Raw genomic sequence first — 17,269 nt, forward strand, 5'->3', positions numbered from 1 at the left:
CATTAAAATCAGAGGTGCAGGAAGATTAGTTGAATTGAAATCTTCCGTACGTAAAAACGGAGGAGAAAATAAATGTTTAGCTTTTATAGTACACTTTGTACAGAACTGTATGATTACACAAAACCAGTCGGTTATTCTTTAAATGGTGATATTGAGTATTACAAAAAACGTTTAAAAGATTGTAGAGGAAGAATCCTCGAAGCCGCAGTAGGTTCAGGACGTGTCATCATTCCGCTTCTAGAGGCTGGTTTTAAAGTGGATGGGATAGATTATTCACCTGAAATGCTAGATTCTTGCCGTAAGCGCTGTAAAGAGAGAGGCTTACATCCTAATTTATATGAAGGAAGCTTGCAACAATTTTCACTTCCGCATAAATATGACGCAATTATCATTCCTACTGGATCTTTTTGTTTAATTGAAAATCGTGTGGATTCTATAAATGCATTGAAATGTTTTTATGAACATCTTAATCCAGATGGACGATTAATCGTAGATATTATGCTTCCGCATGACTGGAAGACTGGGGAAATTCATACATCGACTTTCTCTTTGCCGAGTGGAGACGGAATCACATTAGAAAATAAATCAATTGAAATAGATTGGCTGAACCAAGTTACTGTGTCATATTTGAAATATGAAAAGTGGAGTAAAGGACAGTTAGTACAAACAGAATTGCAACGCTTTGCGCTGCGCTGGTATGGAATAGAAGAGTTTAAACTTCTTTTAGAAAGTATAGGTTTCTCTAATATTACTTGCTCTGCTGAATATGATTATGAAAAAGAACCGTCAAATGCAAATCAAATGATTACTTTTGAAGCTGTGCGAAAAGAATAGAACTAAAACTATGAATAAAAAATAAGGCGATCGATTTAAAATCGGCTGCCTTATTTTTTATTTTATGTAATGGTTTATAGAGAAAGATTGGAGGGAAATAAATGAAACTTATATTGATATTTGGCCCACAAGCAGTTGGAAAAATGACAGTGGGGCAAGAATTAGCAACATTAACCGGTTTAAAACTTTTTCATAACCACATGACAATTGATTTAGTAAGTCCAATTTTTGATTACAGTACGAAAGAAGCAAAAAGACTAGTAAGTTTATTTCGTAATGAAATATTTGAAGAAGTATCTAAAAGTGATTTATCTGGAATGATTTTTACGTATATATGGGCATTTGACCTCCAAGCGGATTGGGATTATATACATCATGTAGAAAGTATTTTTGAATCAAAAGGTGGGACAGTGTATTTTGTAGAGCTGGAAGCGGAATTAGATGAAAGATTAGAACGAAATAAAAGCCCGAATAGATTAGAACATAAACCGAAAAAAAGAGATATTGAGTGGTCTGAAAATAATTTGAAAGAAACGATGAAAAAGCATAGATTAAACTCTCTTCATGGTGAAATTGAAAAAGAAGAGTATATAAAAATTAATAACACGTATTTGAGTGCAAAAGAAGTAGCTGAAATGATTAAAGAGAAGTTTCAATTGTGAAATTTATGAAGTCTATTTCGTTTTCGTTGTCCAAGCATTCTCCTACTAATTACATATACTATTTATGTTAAAGTCGGCTACTATTTTATATAGGGCTGTTATTTTCCTATAAATGCTATTTTAGTGAAGTGGGAGGAATCAATTTGGAAAACGTAGAACAAGATAGAATTGAAAATCAAGTGTATTCAAATCGTGTAGTAAGATCAGAATTTGATTCGAATTGGGAAACTTGTATATCAAAGAGTGGTTATGTAATTTATGTAGCAACAAGTAATAATGCTGAAGTAATAGTGCTTCTTGCAGATGGTTCAAGTAAATTATTAATTTTCGAAAAAGGCGGTAAAGTAGTAGTTGGTGGCGGTGGAACAAGTCATTACAGTAAGCCGCATATTGCAAGAAATATTTAAGATAGAACATGTTAATTAAGAAGAAGCTGGAAAACGGTTGTCATTCATGTTTAGGGCATGATAGACGAACCGTTTTTTATTTGTTTATAAATTTAGAAGAACTTCATTGATTACAAATACATCAGGATGAGCAGCGAAATTAGAAGAAAACTTGGCGGGTAATGGTACAAAATATTATGTAGGTTTGCAAGAATCTTATAAGCGATATAAAAAAGCATTTCCTATTTGGGGAAACACTACTTCTATGTTATAGTATAATAGTGTTTTTAGATGGTGCTATTTTAATATATTTATAATTTTGTTATGTATTATTTTTATATTAAATAAGCGTCTAAAGTATTTTTTTATATAAGGAGTAATAATTAGAGAAATGAAAAATATAGACTTTATACTAGAAAGTGATGAGGCATTAAAACCGTCTGAACGATTAGTACTATTATTATTAGAGAAGCATAGAATGCTATATACGAACGATCTATTGGCATTATCAAATTTATCATATAAAACATTAACAGATTCATTAACGGCGCTAGTTTTAAAATCGTATGTGTTAAAGGAAACAGGTAAGGGAAGAAGACAGAATTGCTATAGATTAGTATGATAAGGCAGCTGTTTTAGAGACTTTTACATATGTTTTTTCAATCGTAAGGTGGAAGTGTGTTTTTTGTTTTCAAACGAAAAATTTACTATAAGAGAGTTTAAGATAGTATCGTTTCATTTTTGTAAATGTAATTATTTCATCATTGAAAATACAAAAATAAAATAAACAGTATAAAAAAGAAATAAAAAAACAATCCATTTTAAAAAGGGATTGTTTTTTTATTGGAATAATATTATTTGATATGTTGAAAGCATAAATAGCAGAATAAACATTACCTGTTTTAGTTCATGAAACTGAACAAATATGATGAAAACTATGTGTATAGTTTTTTGCTTGCTTTTTCAGTAACTCTAATGAAATCATGGTCTTCATTGTTTAAAGGCAGTATTTTTAACATTATTGCTATTCAGCCATTAAGCACAAAAAAGTAATATATATAATATTATTATGTAAACTTAAGATTTTAAAAGGAAAATATAATAATTAATAGAACATGTAGAAGGAGATGCTTAAATATTTTGAAGGATGGGAGATTATTATGGAGCATTTACAATCAATAGCACAAGCTGTTATAAGTGGTAATAAGGAAAAAGTAGTGAAGTTTATAAAGGCGAGTCCAAGTATTGTTAACGAATGTAGTGAAGATGGCTGGACACCACTTCATTTAGCAGCTTATTTTGGACAGAAAGAAATAGCGAGTTTTCTTTTAGAAAGCGGTGCAGATTTACATAGTAGAGCGAAAAACGAAAATGAAAATACACCTTTGCAAGCGGCAATTGCGAACAAGCAAAGTGAACTTGTCGCTTTCTTAATTGAAAAAGGATCAGATGTAAATATTATGCAAAGTGGTGGCTGGACAGGACTCCACGAAGCAGCATTATTAGGAAATGAAGAAATAATTATGTTGCTCCTTAAAAATGGAGCTAATAAGATGATTAAGAAAAATGATGGGAAAACAGCGTATGATATTGCATTAGAAAAAGGATATAATCACCTTTTACATCATTTGAAACAGGAAGTGAACTTATGATGAATAAATGGAGTGTTGGTATATTTTTATTTAATGAAGTAGAAGTGTTAGACTTTGCAGGGCCATTTGAAGTTTTTTCTGTGACTGAGGTGAATGAAGAAAAAACATTTACTGTTTATACAGTTAGCGAGAATGGGGAAATGATTACAGCAAGGAATGGATTGAAGGTACAGCCAGATTATAGTATTGAAAATTTACCACCAGTGGATATTTTAATAATTCCGGGTGGACTAGGTGCTAGAAAATATGAAATGAAAAATGAAATAGTAATAAAATGGATTCGCCAACAAATGAAAGAAGTAAAGCTGATGACTTCAGTTTGTACAGGAGCGCTATTACTGGCGAAAGCAGGTTTACTGGAAGGTTTAAAAGCAACAACACATTGGGCTAGTATTGAAAAGTTTAAAAATGAGTTTCAAAATGTTGAAGTTATACAAAATGTAAAGTTTGTAGATGAAGGACATATTATAACATCTGCCGGAATTTCAGCTGGAATTAATATGGCATTTCATATTGTGAAAAACTTGTTAGGTGTGCATGTTGCGGAGGACACAGCGAAGCGAATGGAGTATGATATTAGTTTGCCAAATTAAAAAGCCCGGATTGGGCTTTTTATATTGAATGAATATAGTTAAGCTCTTTATCACTCAAAATAGGGCGAACAGATGCATTTGCATTTTCTTGTGCTTGTGTTCCTGTTTTTGCACCAGGAATTACAACACTTACTGCCGGATGAGAGAGTACATAGCGAAGTGCAAGTTGCCCTAGGGTCTGATTTTTATTTGAGAGCAGCCGAAGTTTCTCTACGGTTTGTAAGTCTTCTTGAAACCAAGTTTCATTTGGCCAATCTTTGCGTAAATCTCCATCTGGAAAAATTGTTTTATTTGTGAATTTTCCAGTTAAAATGCCCATTTTTAATGGACCACGAATAACAGCTCCTAGATTTTTCTCTTGTAAGAATGGTAATATATCTTTTTCTGGTTTTCGATTTAATATATTGTAATCAAGTTGTACGATATCAATTTCGTTGTTGTTATTGAAATGATGAATGTATTGTAAATCATGAGTCGAAACACCGACTGCTCTTACTTTGCCATCACGTTTTAATATGTCAAATGCACGTAGAAATGCTTCTGTTTCTCTACGATTATGCCACCAAATATGACAAAAATAAAGATCAATATAATCTGTTTGAAGACGTTGTAAACTTGTTTCGAATACGGCGATGATTTTTTCGGGAGTATCATATACAGGAACTCCATTAGGGTCGTAGTGATGTCCGATTAAACCACCTTTCGTTGATAGGATAATATCATTACGATGTCCTTTAATCGCGGTAGCTACCAACTTTTCACTATGTCCTAAACCATACACATCCGCAGTATCAATAAAATTCACACCACACTCAATTGCTTTTTTTATAGCGGTTATAGATTGTTTATCGTTAACAGGTCCCCATTCATCACCACCGATTGCCCATGCGCCAAAACCTATTTCAGAAACAGTTATTCCAGTTTTACCTAATGTGCGGTAATGCATATTCCCCCTCCTTGTAAGCATGTTATAACATGGATATGTGGGGAAGGAATTTTGTGTGTGAAAAAACTCTTCTACAATAGTAGAAAAAGAATTACAGAAACTACTATTTTATAGCAGCATGTATAAAAAAAATCGGTGTAAATATGGAAATGTCGTCGAATGCTATCTTTAATTGGTTAATTTATGGGATATTTTTGTGAAGGAGTTTATTTTATAAGAATAGAATTTAGTTTAGTAAGAAAACGTGCCGATGGTAGTGAAAAATATGGGTTAGGGGGATTTGAATGAGGAAACTCGAGCGAGTAAATGTTCCTAATATACCAGAGCAATTATCACAACCTAGTGACAAGCGTAGGATAAATAAAAAGAAGTTAAGGCGACTTATTTTTATGGTCCTTTTTATTGCGGCAACTACTCTATATGTTCAATATATTTTAACGAAACAACAAGAAGTAATTGATAAAAAGAAAGATACGATTACGGATCAAAAGAAGCAATTAGTATCTTTAAAGAAAGATAAAGATTCTTTAAAGACTAACATAGAAAATTTAACAGACGATGAGGAAGAAATTTTGAAGTTAGCGAGAAAAGAGTATCAATTTTCTAAGTCAAATGAAACTATATTTGTGATGCCAAAGTAATAAAAACAGTTAGCCATTGAACTGCACCCCCAATTGTTAGACACCGTCTAACAATTGGGGGTGCAGTTTTTTATGTATGAATGTCATGGTACAAGGAACAATCACATATTGTAGAAATGAAGAGTTTAAGCTATTTTCATAAATATGGAATATGCACTAAAATAAATGTTGTTAAAATTCTGTCAATTATATTATAATACAAGGTAAGCGGATACATTTTTTAATCAACGTTGAGTTCCTCGCTCATACGACTATTAAGAACCCGTTATCCTCGTATAAGAAAGGAAGATAGCTGTGTACGCTTCAAATACAATTTATATCGTAGGGGATGCGAAAGCACCTCAAAATAATCCCATTACTGAAAAGTATAAAAGCTATTTCGTAGCATTTATACTTGTTAAGGATACAGGGGAAATTGTAGATGCAGACTGCTCAGCGACAATTGCATTAACATCTCAATTTGTTAAATATTTATTTCTACATAAAAATATAAATGACCCGGCGTTAGTAATGGAAGTAAAGAACCGATATTTCGGTTCTTCTCAAAAAGCGTTACTTGTAGCGCTAAAAGATGCACAGAAAAAATATAATCAGATTGCTGCTTTGTCTACTCAATCATAGACAAAATCCAGCCGTAAGAATCATTCTTATGGCTGGATTTTTTTATTTCACATTATCGTCCTACATCAAAAGTGAACGAAAACAAAGTAGAGAGATAGAAGAGTAAATGCCCAATAGGTTTACCTAATAATCCGTGGGTATAAATCTCCGGTGGATTAAAATTTCACTTCATTGGAGAATGAAAGGATGAACAAAATGAAAATTACAGATGTAAAAGTAAATCGTAGACGTGTAAAACTGCATACATCGTTTAAAACCGCGCTTCGTACTGTAACAGAAATTGAAAGTATAGATGTTTATATTCATACAGACGAAGGAGTGATTGGTAAGGGGGCTGCAGCCGCAACGCCAGTTATTACGGGGGATTTCACCAGCGGAATGGAAGAAGCGATTTTAGGACCGATGCGTTCATGTTTAATTGGTCAAAATATCATTCAGTTTCAGCAGTTACTACAGGGCATTCAAATGAGTTGTATTGGAAATTCAAGTGCTAAAGCAGCGGTAGATATCGCTTTATATGATGTATATTGCCAATATCAAAATGTGCCGTTATATGCCTTGTTAGGCGGGAAGAAAGAAATTCATACCGATATTACAGTGAGTGTGGATGAGCCTGTATTAATGGCAAAAGAAGCGAAGAAACATATAGAAAAAGGATTTCAAACATTAAAGATTAAAGTGGGTAAAGAGGCGCATTTAGATTTGGAACGTATTGAGGCAATTCGAAATGTGGTACCAAGAAATACGATATTACGTTTAGATGCGAATCAAGGTTGGAGTCCAAAAGAAGCGGTCTCTATTATTCAAGAAATGGAAAATCGTAATTTAAATATAGAATTTATTGAACAACCAGTACACGCGAAAGATTGGGATGGGTTAAAGTATGTCAAAGATCGTGTGCAAACGCCAATTATGGCCGATGAAAGTATATTTTCAGCAAGTGACGCATTAAAGCTCGTTCAAGGAAGATATGCAGACTTCATTAATATTAAATTAATGAAATGTGGTGGTATACGTGAAGCATGGCGTATTGCAGATATCGCAGAAACAGCTGGTGTGAAGTGTATGGTGGGCAGCATGATGGAATCTTCACTTTCCGTTAGTGCTGTTGCGCATTTAGCGGCAGCGCATCCTAATATTCATTATTTTGATCTTGATGCACCGCTTTGGTTAATGGAAGAGCCAGAAGGAATGACTTATTCTGGATCAAAGGTAAACCTTCAATCGACAGTGAATAGTAAGTCTTAGGAGAAGAGACTAGTAAACTATCTTTTAAGGGGGATAAATATGAAAAAAGTAGGAACTGCATTTTTAACAACTTTATTTTTATTTTCATCGTTTACATCGGCAAATGCTGAAGAAAAGAAGGATAATAAAGCATTTATAGATGTATCTGCTGCAACGTTATGGACAGTACCTGATTCATTAAGGCCAATCGATACACCGAGTACAACAAATCCAGTGGATCTATGGAAATGGACGAAATCAATGACACTTGACGAGAAACTATGGTTAACAAATGCAAATAAATTAGAAACACAAGCGTTACTCGGTCAAGAAGTAACTGTTATTGATAAGAAAGGCGAATGGGTGAAGGTATTAGTGCATGGACAGCCAACACCCCGAAATGAAGAAGGTTATCCGGGCTGGATGCCAGAAAAACAATTAACATATAATCAAGAATTTGCAGATAAAACAAATGAACCTTTTGTCTTAATAACCAAACCAACAGCGATTTTATATATAAACCCTTCTGAAAAACATAAATCACTTGAAGTCAGTTATAATACAAGACTGCCGCTATTAAGTGAAGACACAATTTCATACCGTGTATTGTTGCCAAATGGGCAAAAAGCATGGATACGTAAAAATGATGGAACAGTTTACCAATCTCAAACTGATATTCCAACTCCGGCGGCCGATGATTTAATTAACACAGGGAAAATGTTTTTAGGATTACCGTATATATGGGCTGGTACAAGTGGTTTTGGATTTGATTGCTCTGGCTTCACGCATACGATCTATAAATCGCACGGCATTACAATTCCGCGAGATTCTGGACCGCAATCAAGAGCAGGAGTTGCAGTTGATAAAGAAAATCTACAAAAGGGAGATTTAATTTTCTTTGCACATGATCAAGGGAAAGGTAGTGTCCATCACGTCGCAATGTATATTGGTGATGGCAATATGATTCACTCACCAAGAGCTGAAAGATCGGTAGAGATTATACCGCTAAATACACCAGGATATATAGAAGAATACGCTGGTGCTCGTCGTTACTTACCTTAAAAATAGAGGGGGTTTTTAAATGAAAAAAGTTGTTCGTTACTCATTAGTTAGTACTCTATTAGTTTCTTCATTTTTAGTTGGCTGCGCAAAAGAAAAAACTGCAACAAAGCCGAAAGATGAGAAGAAAGTATTACAGTTACTAGAAACGGGTGAAATTCCGTCGTTAAATTCAGGGAAAGTAACAGATGCAGTCTCGTTTAACGTTTTGAATAACGTAATGGAAGGACTATTTCGTCTATCGAAAAATGATGAAGAAATTGAAGCCGGCGCACAAAAATATGAAGTGAGTAAAGATGGAAAGACATATACATTCCAATTGCGTGATGCGAAATGGTCTAACGGAGATCCAGTAACCGCCCATGATTACGTATACGCTTGGAAGCAATTGATTAATCCAGATACAGCTTCTCAATATGCATACATTGCGTACGATGTAAAAAATGCTGAGAAGATAAATAAAAAACAACTAGGTCTAGATGAATTAGGAGTAAAAGCGAAGGATGATAAAACATTCGTCGTAGAGCTAGAACATCCTGTACCGTATTTTACGAAATTATTAATTTTACCATCCTTCTATCCAATTAACGAAAAATATGCGAAAGAGCAAGGTGATAAATATGGATTAGAAGCAAATAAAGCGGTATATAATGGACCGTTTACATTATCAGAGTGGAAGCATGAAGCTAGCTTTACAATGAAGAAAAACGATAAGTATTGGGATAAAAAAGAAGTGAAGTTAGATGAAGTAAACTATCAAATTGTAAAAGAAATTTCAACTGCGGTAAATTTATATGAAACAGATAAAGTTGATAGAGCTGTTATTTCTACAGAATTCGTAGATAAATATAAAAATAATAAAGAGCTAAAACAATATACAGATCCAGTTATGTACTTCTTCCGATTTAATGAAAATGTACCGATTCTTAAAAATAAAAATGCACGTCTTGCGCTAAGTACAGTTTTTGATAAGAAGGGACTCGCAGATTCATTTTTAAATGATGGATCGGTTGCAGCGAACTATTACGTACCAAAAGGATTTTTAAAGGGCCCAGATAAGAAAGATTTTAGAAGTACGTCTGGTGAGTTTAATAAGACAAATGTAAAACAGGCGAAGGAATATTGGGAGAAAGCAAAACAAGAGACAGGTACAAATGAAGTGACTTTAGAATTATTAAATTATGACTTAGAAAACTTTAAAAAAGTTGGAGAGTACATTAAAGAGCAGCTTGAGAAAAACTTACCAGGATTAAAAGTGAATGTGAAATTACAGCCGCATACGCAAAAATTAGCACTTGAGAAGAAGAAAGAATATGAAATGTCGTTATCACGCTGGTTACCAGATTATCCAGATCCAATGACTTACTTAGAAGTATTCCTTTCTGGAAGCAGTGTTAATAATACAGAATATGCAAATCCAGAATATGATGCATTAATTAAGAAGATTAAAACAGAATTAGGTAATGATGAAAAGGCTCGCTGGAAAGCAATGCAAGATGCTGAAAAAATGCTACTTGATGATGCAGTAATTGCACCGGTATTCCAGCGTGGATTATCTTACTTACAAAAACCATATGTGAAAGATTTATATGTACATCAATTTGGTCCAGCTACAAGTTTAAAATGGGCAGATTTACAAAAATAAAAGAATGGGGAAACAGACTTCACGTATGTGATAGTCTGTTTTTTCTTATTTAAAGTTAGAAAAATAGTTCATGGTATAATTTATTAGTCTGTAAACAGTATTTGGAGGGAAAATGATGTCTATATTTGAAGAAGAGAAAGTAATTTATACAAAAAGATTATTTATGAGGAAACCAATTGTAGAAGATATTGATCAGTTTTATAACATATTAAAAAAAGATACTGTTGGCAAATGGCTGGCTAAATCAAGAGGAATGTCGAAGGAAGAAACAAATGATTATATTGGGCAACTTATCTTACATTGGGAACAGTATGACTTCGGGGTATGGTTGTTATTTAATAGTGAAACAGGAAAGCTTTTAGGACATTGTGGTTTAAGAAAGGTAGATGAAACAGGTGAAATAGAAATTATGTATCTTCTTGACCCAGAACATTGGAGGAATGGGTATGCATTAGAAGCAGCAGAGGCTTCCATTAAATATGCAATAGAGACTTTGAATGTAACAAGAATAATTGCTAGAGTTAAAGTAGCAAATGAGAGCTCGAAAAAACTTTTACGAAAGCTCGGGTTTATATATACTCATGAAGTTGATCATAGCGGGCGCTTATTATCATATTTTGAACTCCATACATCATCCAAAGAATTCTAGACATTTCATATATTTTTTCATTGTTAAAAAATAAAATTATTACTAAAATTCCAGTGTGAAATTTATGTAGAATCTTGTATAATTAACATGTTTCTATGGAAACATTTTCTTGCGCTATTTATATAGGGCTTAATAGAACAAGGAAGGAAATACATACATGTATATAATAGATAAATAGAATGGAACATGTATAGAGACAAAGGAGAGAAAAGATGACGTGTCAAAAACAAGGGTTACAATTTAATAACGATAGAAAGAGGGACAGAAGATGAAAATGAAGCATGCTTTTGGTCCTATAATTTTAGCGTGTGTGCTTTTTTTCATTATCATTCTAATCCCATCGAAAAGTTTAGTATCGCTTATTAGTGATAAGAAGGTAGAAGATGCGGCAACTTCTTTACAAAAAGAGAAATTACAAAGTGTTTTCTTACAGCAAAAAATGTTAGAGAATTCACAGTATTTACCGATGTACGGTTCATCAGAATTTTTACGAATGGATGCATATCATCCGTCTAATTATTTCAAAGTAAATCCAGCTGGTTTTACACCGTTTTTAATTGGAACTGGTGGTACACAAAGTTTAGCTCATATTTTAAATATGACATCTACTATGGATGAATTAGAAGGTAAAAAAGTAGTGTTTGTTCTTTCACCACAATGGTTTACAAAGACTGGTGTATCACAAGGGGATTTCACTAATAATTTCTCCAAACAACAAGCATATCATTTTATTTTTAATGATGAGATAAATCCAGGAATGAAGAAGCAAATCGCGAAACGGCTATTAGATTATAAAGTTGTTCAAGAAGATGATATATTAAAAAATTCATTAGAAGGTATTGTATATAATGATACGAAACATAACATAAAAGCAGGTTTAGTTAAACCACTTGCTTATATGCATCGAAATATTTTAGATCATAGAGATTTATTTAACTCTTTATTTAAAATCGAACCGATGAAAGAGAAAACAAATATCGGACTTCGTTCAATTTCTTGGGAAGACGCACGTAAACACGCAGAACAAGAAGGGAAAGCAGAGTCTACTACAAATACATTCGGAATTGAAAATCCGTATTATCATAAGAATAATCTGAAGAAAAAACTAAAAGGTTTAAAAAACTTTAGAGCAAATGAAACATATGATGAATCACCAGAATACGATGATTTACAAATTATTTTAGATTTATTTAAAGAGAAAAATGTCAAACCACTCTTTATTTCTGTACCTGTAAATGGGCCTTGGTATGATTATACTGGCTTCCCGAAAGAACGCCGTGAAGTGTATTATAAAAAAGTTCGAGAGCAGGTTGAGAAAGCAGGATATCCAGTAGTTGATTTCTCTGGTCATGAATATGATAAGTATTTCTTAAAAGATACGATTCATTTAGGCTGGAAAGGTTGGATTTATTTTGATGAAGCAGTGCAAAAATTTAATTCTGAGAAATAAAGTATAGAAATCGGAATGGCTATGAGCCGTTCCGATTTTTTTAGTATAGAGGATTTTGGTGAGGACAATTTGGGAATGCATGTATATCTTGAATCTGTCTATAATCATAATGTTTCATTGCGAACTGGGCTTGATAAGGTATTCATACACATATAATTGACCATCATGAGCTGAACATAATACACCAGAAGTTCCTTGCCCATTTATGAAGGAAATACCGATAGGGCGTCCGATTAAGTATGGTATTTTTTGCTGCCAATGCATAGGGGAATCACTCCTTTTTGAGATAATATACGAAAGAAATGATTGAATGGTTGCTTATCCATGTAAATGTAGATGGAAAGGTGTTATATAATTCCTGAAGATTAATATAAATAAAAAACCGCTATAATTCTGAATTTATAGCGGCTTTTTTATATCCTTAAGCAAGATTTTTACGCTTTTTTGTCCATTTTTTTATAACGAAGTATAAAAGTATAAGTACGACGCCACCAATTGCGAATGATTTCACATACGGACCAGCAATATCGTTAATATTTTCCCAATTTTCACCTAGCTTTTCACCTAAATAAATGAAAATAATAGACCAAGGGATAATCGCAAGTGCTGTTAGTGTAGTGAAACGTAGTAAAGGCATTTTTGTAATACCAGCAGGAATTGAAATCGCATGACGCACTACTGGAATGAAGCGTGCTGTAAAAATGACACCAGTTCCGTAACGATTAAACCAATCTTCTGCAGCGTCTATTTGCTTTTTATGTATGAAAATATATTTTCCATAACGTTCTAATATAGGGCGTCCACCATATCGTCCAAGCCAATAAATAAAGATTTGGGCAATAACACCGCCAATTGTACCGAATACAACTGCGCCTATAAATGAGATACTTCCATTGAATACTAAGTATCCTGCATAAGCAAGGACAATTTCACTTGGGATAATCTCAATCATAAGTCCAAGCATAATGCCCCAATAACCTAATCCTTCAAAAAACGTTAATACTGAATGAATAAAACTACTTAACATTGTTGCACCTTCTAGTTTATGAATTTTTGAGTATAAGAACCTTTTATTTAATTGCATAAAAGGTTCACCATATGTAGATTATACCTTATTTACATAGGGGATTGCTATTTCAATTCTTTTATGTCTCTCATAAGTATTATAGTAAAGTATATAAGCTACGTTTTCATGAAGGGTTAATGAAAAGATTATTAAAAATTTCTCATAAAAAAATAGAAGCATTTCTGCTCCTATTTTTTAAGGCTTCACATCTAAGTTCTGTAAAAATAAAGTTGCTGTTACGTAACGCTTTGCTAACATTTGTACATAAGCGGTATGTACAGAAAGGGTCGCAATAATAATAGCGTTACGAATTGCTTCGCGTTGTTCGTTATTAATTTGATCGAACTTACTTGCGATTTTATCAGCTTTTTCTTTTACGATGTTTTCAATTGTATGAACGGTATCTGTTGCATTTAATTGTAAGCAATTCCCTTGATTGAGTTCTTCAAATAAAGAAGAGTATGCTACATATAAATGAACAGGATTGATTAAATCATCACTTCGATCGGCTGGGTCATTTACAATAAGGCGTAATAGCTTACGAATGGATTCAAAATCAAGTGCTGTTTTTAAATCTTCGACAATAAATAGTAAGGCTGCTTGTTCGATTGAATATTTTTTCCCTTTTTGAGGAGAGCCAATCATTTCTTTTATATCTCGTTTCACCCAGTTTTGCATAGCAGTTACAGAGAAACTTGTGTTTTCAATCTGATTGCCAAGCGCAACTATTTCATTTAAAGAAAAACCGACATCAGTATCGTCAATTTTAATCAGCTTTTCAAAAATAGGTGAAAGTGCGGTAGTAATAAAAGCTGTAACGCTTTGTCCGCTTTCAATATCTTTTTTATGTGACTTTGCCCAAGCTTCTTGTAAAATACCGAGAGGCTTTTTCGTATTCCATCCTCTTAGTGATAGAAGAAGGGTAGCCATTTCGTTTCGTGTGAGATGAAATGTTTCCATCTTTTCACCTCCAAAATAATAAAAAGTTCTTATGAACTTATAATATGTTTTGTTTCATTTAAAGTCAATTCTGTTTTGCTTAATTTTTCCTTTGTGACCAAACTGTTGAAAGTAAATAATACTTGCATATTTCGACAAAAGTTCATATAATAAGTTCATAAGAACCTTTAAAATGTTCTTAAAAACAAATCTATCATTCTGAATTTACTAGAAAGATAGATTTCACATATATCTATATAAAAGGAGAATGGATATAATATGTTGAAAAAACTTGTAGCAGTAATGACAGCATTCATGGTTATCTTTGGGGCTAGCAGCTTTATGTTCGTAGATCATGCAGCAGCGAAAAGTTACAAATCTGGTAAAAAATCATTTACACCAAGTTCAGGTCAAAAGTCAAAAGTTGATTTAAACAAAAAAGACTCAAATGTAAATTCTCAAAAAACGACTCCAGATTCAAAAACGAAAGCAACAAACACGGCACCAAAAAGTAATAAAGGAAGCTTTATGAAAGGTTTATTACTAGGTGGTCTTGGTGGTTTACTAATGGGTAGCTTATTTGCAAATATGGGAGCTCTTGGTTCTGTATTAGCGTTTATGGTAAATATGTTAGTAATGGCTGGTATCGTAATGTTAGCAGTTCGTGCATTTAAATACTTCAAAGACCAACGTAAGAAGAAAGCAGATGAAGTAGCATGGAAACAATAAAAATTTCTGAACAAGAGCTTATAAATGCGCTTTGTATATATATCGCTGAAAAAAGACAAGTGGGTCCAGAAGAAGTATTAGTTGAACTCATGTATGATGACGACTACGGTTTCTCTGCGGAAGTAGAGGTAAATGGTCGCCAGCAAATTTTAATTCAAGCAAACTTAATCGAAGCTTTACGCTTATTGCTTGACAGAGAATATAATGTCAATCCATTCGCAGCGAGGTTACAACTTGAATTAGATGATGAAGAAGGCATTTACGCATTAGCGAAATTTAATAACTCAGATGAATAGAGAAAAGAGCTGTCGAGAATAATCTCAGCAGCTCTTTTTAGTATGTGCATATGTAGAAGAGTAATCACGCCAAATTTCATTTATCTTTCGTCTACCGATATCTACCATCGGATTAAACTGAATTGCAGATTTCTGACGAACAAAGTGAACGTTTTGAATGGCGTGAGATAATTGTTGGTCGACTATATCACGTTTTTTGCTTGCATATTTAGCAATAGATAGACCTGCAACTGTTCCTTGCGCCATCGCAATTTTTCCGCTTTCAATGCCTGTAATATTGCCGGCTACAAATAAACCAGGAAGAGGAGTTTCCATTGTTTCGGAATGGAGAGGAACGTGTCCGCCTAATTCTGAAATGTAATGGAAGGGACAACCAGCTACAGCTGCAAGTTCGGCAAGTGGGTATAATCCCCCGGCAATACATACAAAATCTGCTTCATATATTCTCTCTGTTCCATTGATAACATTTCCTTTAGAGTCAATATTAGCAATACGTACACCTTCAACTTGATCTGTTCCGATAATTTCAAGAGCTGCTTTCCGAAGGTGAAGTGGCGTTCCGTTTATTTTCATTCCGTTGTGTGGATAGAATGTTAATCCAGCTTTTCGAATCCAATCAAATTTCATAAAGTGACTACCTATTCGTAAGAAAGCAGAAGGAGCGAGGTGAGCTGCATTTAAAAGAGAGTTTAAAACTTCTTCAGGTTCACCAGCTTTTTGACTTAACTCGCTTTTCTCAGGGAGTACAATATGATCTACTGTAATTCCCGCTAATTGCAATTCACTTAAAATGGCGAAAGACAAAATGTTAGCACCAATAATAATTCCTTTTTTTCCAACTTGCACGCGATGAACATTTGTCATAACTTGAGCTGCTCCAATTGACATCACTCCTGGAAGTGTCCAGCCAGGAAGGGGAATAGAATATTCCGCAGCTCCAGTAGCAAGTAGTACGAAAGGCGCTTCTAACGTACCGATATTAGTATGTACAAACCAATTGTTTTCATCTCTATCTAAATTATAGACCGAAACACCGCACCTGATATGTACTGAAAGTGATTCTGCTTCTTCATGAAGTCGCTTCGATTCTTTTATTCCGTTCCACCATTCTCCAGTAGGCTCTTGATGCAACTGTCCTAACAATCTCCCGCCCGGCTTCATAAATTCATCAATAACGAGCACTTTTAGTCCGAAACGAGCACAAGAAATAGAAGCAGATAATCCCGCTGGCCCTGCACCAATAATAATTACATCACTCATCGTTTTTTCACCATCTCTCTCACGATATTCGGATGCTGTTTCCCGCTTTCAACAACCATGTTTTCTTCTACAACAGTTAAGCATGCACGTACATTTGTTTGATTATTTACTGTCATGCGGCATTCGGAACAGTGTCCGATATTACAATAAATACCTCGCGGTGTTCCGCTATCTTCATGAACTCTTAATGTCCTAATTCCATTTGCTAACAGGGCAGCAGCTATCGTTTCATGTTCATATGCTCCGTATTGATGACCGTTAAATTGAAAGGTAATACGCTCACTACTTTGTAAAGTACCTAAAATAGGGTGATGTGTAATTCTACTCATTTACTTTCACCTACCGATCCAAAAGTAACTGCACGTATTGGTGGTTGATATTTTAACGGTAGTTCATTAAGAGTTACGTCAGGATTCGCATTTTCAATCATTCGATCTATCATTATTCTGCATGTGCGACCACTGCAAAATCCCATGCCAGCACGTGTTCTTAGTTTTAATTCTCTTGCCGAGCAGTTATATTCAGCAATTGTCGATTGAAGTTGCCCATATGTAACCTCTTCACAACGACAAACGATTAAGTTGTTTTTATTTGTCATGTGTATTCCTCCTCTA

At 33.9% G+C, this 17,269-nt stretch carries 21 protein-coding genes and 1 pseudogene; 15 read left to right on the forward strand and 7 right to left on the reverse strand.

Annotated elements, in window-relative coordinates:
- The first annotated feature begins 72 nt into the window (after window positions 1-72).
- From HFD78_RS11350 to HFD78_RS11375, 6 genes are all read left to right on the forward strand, one after another.
- Window positions 73-834 carry a class I SAM-dependent methyltransferase gene (locus HFD78_RS11350; protein WP_000490927.1) on the forward strand — a complete coding sequence of 254 codons (762 nt, stop codon included), beginning with the start codon at window positions 73-75 and terminating at the stop codon, window positions 832-834.
- Between the two features lie 101 nt (window positions 835-935).
- A complete protein-coding gene (locus HFD78_RS11355; protein WP_000767062.1) occupies window positions 936-1,496 on the forward strand; it encodes an AAA family ATPase in 561 nt (186 codons plus the stop codon).
- A 143-nt stretch (window positions 1,497-1,639) separates the two neighbouring features.
- On the forward strand, window positions 1,640-1,903 hold the full coding sequence (locus HFD78_RS11360) for a hypothetical protein (protein WP_000432429.1): 264 nt from the start codon (window positions 1,640-1,642) through the stop codon (window positions 1,901-1,903).
- Window positions 1,904-2,273: 370 nt separating this feature from the next.
- Window positions 2,274-2,504: a hypothetical protein gene (locus HFD78_RS11365; RefSeq protein WP_000789031.1), complete on the forward strand. Its 231-nt coding sequence runs from the start codon at window positions 2,274-2,276 to the stop codon at window positions 2,502-2,504.
- Between the two features lie 538 nt (window positions 2,505-3,042).
- Window positions 3,043-3,534 carry an ankyrin repeat domain-containing protein gene (locus tag HFD78_RS11370; RefSeq protein WP_000400684.1) on the forward strand — a complete coding sequence of 164 codons (492 nt, stop codon included), beginning with the start codon at window positions 3,043-3,045 and terminating at the stop codon, window positions 3,532-3,534.
- Window positions 3,531-4,127, forward strand: coding sequence for a DJ-1/PfpI family protein (locus tag HFD78_RS11375; RefSeq protein ID WP_097813698.1), 597 nt, complete (start codon window positions 3,531-3,533; stop codon window positions 4,125-4,127). Before HFD78_RS11370 ends, HFD78_RS11375 begins: the two co-directional genes overlap by 4 nt.
- Window positions 4,128-4,146: 19 nt before the next feature.
- Here the strand turns inward: HFD78_RS11375 and HFD78_RS11380 are convergent, their stop codons facing one another.
- Window positions 4,147-5,073 carry an aldo/keto reductase gene (locus HFD78_RS11380; protein WP_097813697.1) on the reverse strand — a complete coding sequence of 309 codons (927 nt, stop codon included), beginning with the start codon at window positions 5,071-5,073 and terminating at the stop codon, window positions 4,147-4,149.
- A 284-nt stretch (window positions 5,074-5,357) separates the two neighbouring features.
- Between HFD78_RS11380 and HFD78_RS11385 the strand changes: the two genes are divergently transcribed.
- From HFD78_RS11385 to dltD, 7 genes are all read left to right on the forward strand, one after another.
- On the forward strand, window positions 5,358-5,714 hold the full coding sequence (locus HFD78_RS11385; RefSeq protein ID WP_097813696.1) for an FtsB family cell division protein: 357 nt from the start codon (window positions 5,358-5,360) through the stop codon (window positions 5,712-5,714).
- 294 nt (window positions 5,715-6,008) lie between these two features.
- Window positions 6,009-6,335 (forward strand): DUF3870 domain-containing protein, encoded by a 327-nt coding sequence (locus HFD78_RS11390; RefSeq protein WP_000271318.1) that lies wholly within the window; start codon window positions 6,009-6,011, stop codon window positions 6,333-6,335.
- A 186-nt stretch (window positions 6,336-6,521) separates the two neighbouring features.
- The gene (locus HFD78_RS11395; protein ID WP_116291449.1) at window positions 6,522-7,583 is read left to right on the forward strand and encodes a dipeptide epimerase; all 1,062 of its coding nucleotides are present in this window, start codon (window positions 6,522-6,524) and stop codon (window positions 7,581-7,583) included.
- A 39-nt stretch (window positions 7,584-7,622) separates the two neighbouring features.
- Window positions 7,623-8,624, forward strand: coding sequence for a C40 family peptidase (locus HFD78_RS11400; RefSeq protein ID WP_087875453.1), 1,002 nt, complete (start codon window positions 7,623-7,625; stop codon window positions 8,622-8,624).
- A gap of 19 nt (window positions 8,625-8,643) precedes the next feature.
- Complete coding sequence (locus tag HFD78_RS11405) at window positions 8,644-10,266, forward strand: peptide ABC transporter substrate-binding protein (protein WP_000758254.1); 1,623 nt, start codon at window positions 8,644-8,646, stop codon at window positions 10,264-10,266.
- A 115-nt stretch (window positions 10,267-10,381) separates the two neighbouring features.
- Window positions 10,382-10,915 (forward strand): GNAT family N-acetyltransferase, encoded by a 534-nt coding sequence (locus HFD78_RS11410; RefSeq protein ID WP_191968075.1) that lies wholly within the window; start codon window positions 10,382-10,384, stop codon window positions 10,913-10,915.
- A gap of 268 nt (window positions 10,916-11,183) precedes the next feature.
- Window positions 11,184-12,365, forward strand: a complete 1,182-nt coding sequence (dltD, locus tag HFD78_RS11415; protein WP_000782305.1) for a D-alanyl-lipoteichoic acid biosynthesis protein DltD — start codon at window positions 11,184-11,186, stop codon at window positions 12,363-12,365.
- 40 nt (window positions 12,366-12,405) lie between these two features.
- On the opposite strand, the pseudogene HFD78_RS11420 reads toward dltD, so the two are convergent.
- The 3 genes and pseudogenes from HFD78_RS11420 to HFD78_RS11430 form a co-directional block, all read right to left on the reverse strand.
- A pseudogene (locus tag HFD78_RS11420) lies at window positions 12,406-12,629 on the reverse strand (hypothetical protein).
- Between the two features lie 157 nt (window positions 12,630-12,786).
- Window positions 12,787-13,392 carry an undecaprenyl phosphate transporter UptA gene (gene uptA / locus HFD78_RS11425; protein ID WP_000952913.1) on the reverse strand — a complete coding sequence of 202 codons (606 nt, stop codon included), beginning with the start codon at window positions 13,390-13,392 and terminating at the stop codon, window positions 12,787-12,789.
- Between the two features lie 234 nt (window positions 13,393-13,626).
- Window positions 13,627-14,391, reverse strand: coding sequence for a DUF1836 domain-containing protein (locus HFD78_RS11430; RefSeq protein WP_000447231.1), 765 nt, complete (start codon window positions 14,389-14,391; stop codon window positions 13,627-13,629).
- Window positions 14,392-14,649: 258 nt separating this feature from the next.
- On the opposite strand from HFD78_RS11430, the gene HFD78_RS11435 reads away from it, so the two are divergent.
- Together HFD78_RS11435 and HFD78_RS11440 are read left to right on the forward strand one after the other, a co-directional pair.
- On the forward strand, window positions 14,650-15,099 hold the full coding sequence (locus HFD78_RS11435; RefSeq protein WP_000914478.1) for a hypothetical protein: 450 nt from the start codon (window positions 14,650-14,652) through the stop codon (window positions 15,097-15,099).
- Window positions 15,087-15,395: a YxcD family protein gene (locus HFD78_RS11440; protein ID WP_000447747.1), complete on the forward strand. Its 309-nt coding sequence runs from the start codon at window positions 15,087-15,089 to the stop codon at window positions 15,393-15,395. The genes HFD78_RS11435 and HFD78_RS11440 overlap by 13 nt, the downstream gene beginning before the upstream one ends.
- Before the next feature lie 24 nt (window positions 15,396-15,419).
- On the opposite strand, the gene HFD78_RS11445 is transcribed toward HFD78_RS11440, so the two are convergent.
- Genes HFD78_RS11445 through HFD78_RS11455 form a run of 3 tightly spaced genes read right to left on the reverse strand, consistent with a single transcriptional unit; the run spans window position 15,420 to window position 17,253 of the window.
- Window positions 15,420-16,655 carry an NAD(P)/FAD-dependent oxidoreductase gene (locus tag HFD78_RS11445; protein ID WP_097813695.1) on the reverse strand — a complete coding sequence of 412 codons (1,236 nt, stop codon included), beginning with the start codon at window positions 16,653-16,655 and terminating at the stop codon, window positions 15,420-15,422.
- Window positions 16,652-16,984, reverse strand: coding sequence for a (2Fe-2S)-binding protein (locus HFD78_RS11450; protein ID WP_000087067.1), 333 nt, complete (start codon window positions 16,982-16,984; stop codon window positions 16,652-16,654). Before HFD78_RS11450 ends, HFD78_RS11445 begins: the two co-directional genes overlap by 4 nt.
- Entirely contained in the window at window positions 16,981-17,253 is a 273-nt protein-coding gene (locus tag HFD78_RS11455) for a (2Fe-2S)-binding protein (protein ID WP_116291448.1), read from the reverse strand. The genes HFD78_RS11450 and HFD78_RS11455 overlap by 4 nt, the downstream gene beginning before the upstream one ends.
- Between the last annotated feature and the right edge of the window lie 16 nt (window positions 17,254-17,269).

This window comes from Bacillus sp. EKM501B (assembly GCF_011800505.1).
GTDB classification, from domain to species: Bacteria; Bacillota; Bacilli; order Bacillales; family Bacillaceae_G; genus Bacillus_A; species Bacillus_A cereus.